We start from the raw sequence: 1,693 nt of genomic DNA on the forward strand, positions 1-1,693 counted from the left end.
TTCAAACACTTCCCGAAAAGTGCCACTGGCGAGATAGTTGAGAAGCTGAGATTTATCCGGTGTGTAGCTAGAAAACCGAAAGCCTTTCCACCCTAAACTCACAGCCTTTCTTAACCCCAGCTAACGCCCAATTAAGGGGTGAGCAACGCTACCACCTTACCTAACGCATTGTACCGTAAACACTAAATTTGAAGTAGATACAAAAATGCCAAGCGTTGGGAATCCCTCTTAAATTGTTTGTTATGTGCGTTACTCAATTTTTGTTCTTATTTTTCCATTCTGAAGTTTTTCAATCGTCATAGTTGTTGGGTAATTTTCCCCAACAGTTTTAAAAATTTCTACCACGTCAAAAATCGTTATGAAATATATACAGTTTTTCTTATCAAAATCTGAGCAAACAAAGAATCCAACAGGGCTAGTACCTGTTGGGAAGAACGGGACAAAGTAATAGCTATGAATAAACTGATTACATATCTGCATTGTATTTAATGTATGAATTTCAGTGCTGCTTACTAAGTCATAGTCTGAATCTACCGAACTAGGTATTATTTTGTCGGGATCTCCCGAAAAATTGATCTTTCGAACTTTATAATTTTGATTCTTCACTGAATCAGATATTTTCCGAGATTCAATCAATTTTCTAACTGAGTAGAAACCTAAAAATATGTCTTTCTCTAGCGTGTAGATATTTTTCTCGCCCCACCTCTTCTGAACTAGCCTAAGGGTTAGCTTTTCTGCGAGTTTCAGTAAATCATCTTTCCAATATTTTGATACATTGATCATTGCAAATATTACCCATAAGCACATAACGCCGCGTTAAGGGGTGAGCAACGCTACCACCCAACTTAAACCATTGTGCTATAAACACAAAAGCTAAACTTTGAACCAAAACCGCCAAGCGTTGAGAATCCCTCTTAAACGCTTTGTTATGCGTAATTTTTGACGCACTTTGTCATTGCTGTTTCCGAGACTGAAAAACCGTCGATTCTATATTGATCTTTGAACTCTCCAATAACATTGAACCCTGCTTTTAGGTAGAGGTTCTTTGCTGGGAAATTCTCTGATAATACACAAAGATCAAGCCAGTCAATTTCAGCTTTTTCTTGGCAGAAATTTATAACAGCATCAATGAGTCTTTGACCAAGACCTTGCTTCCGGCAAGAAACATCTACGCCCATACCAAGTAGAACTCGATGAGAACGGCTTTCATCACTGTGGTGGCGAAGATCAATATGACCTTTGATACTTCCAGAGGTGTCTTTTACAACCCAGAGCTTTCTCCAACCTAAATCGCCAAACTGATGGGAAAAGCCTTGGATAAACTTATCTTTTGTTGCTTCTGGAATTTCACTTTGCTCTCTGGACATTGGCTGGAAAAGAGGAACTTCGCCATTACCATTTTCAGACAGCTGATTTTCAAGATACGCAAAGAATGAATCTAAATCCGATTTTTCCGCTTCTACTACTTCCATCTAATACTCCGTACTCCATTGATTACGCATAACGCCCAATTAAGGGGTGAACAACGCCTCCCCCCAAACCTAAAGCATTGTGCCATAAACACTAAATTTGAAGTAGAAGCAAAAATGCCAAGCGTTGGGAATCCCTCTTAAATTGATTGTTATATGCGTACTCAAAGCTACATTGAAACTGCTTCGATTTTGTTTCCGTCTAAGTCACGAACAAATGCAGC

Annotated in this window: 2 protein-coding genes; both read right to left on the reverse strand. The window is 38.8% G+C overall.

Annotated elements, in window-relative coordinates:
- Positions 1-249: 249 nt before the first annotated feature.
- Positions 250-783 (reverse strand): hypothetical protein, encoded by a 534-nt coding sequence (locus AACW06_RS19410; protein WP_080526456.1) that lies wholly within the window; start codon positions 781-783, stop codon positions 250-252.
- Between the two features lie 143 nt (positions 784-926).
- Positions 927-1,472, reverse strand: coding sequence for a GNAT family N-acetyltransferase (locus tag AACW06_RS19415; protein WP_069543032.1), 546 nt, complete (start codon positions 1,470-1,472; stop codon positions 927-929).
- Positions 1,473-1,693: the final 221 nt, after the last annotated feature.

The organism is Vibrio sp. S12_S33 (assembly GCF_963889785.1).
GTDB classification, from domain to species: domain Bacteria; phylum Pseudomonadota; class Gammaproteobacteria; order Enterobacterales; family Vibrionaceae; genus Vibrio; species Vibrio aestuarianus.

What these genes read in the sequence shown, in the direction of transcription:
- AACW06_RS19410 (WP_080526456.1), bottom strand. Translation starts at nt 783, where the DNA reads ATGATCAATGTATCAAAATATTGGAAAGATGATTTACTGAAACTCGCA.
- AACW06_RS19415 (WP_069543032.1), bottom strand. Translation starts at nt 1,472, where the DNA reads ATGGAAGTAGTAGAAGCGGAAAAATCGGATTTAGATTCATTCTTTGCG.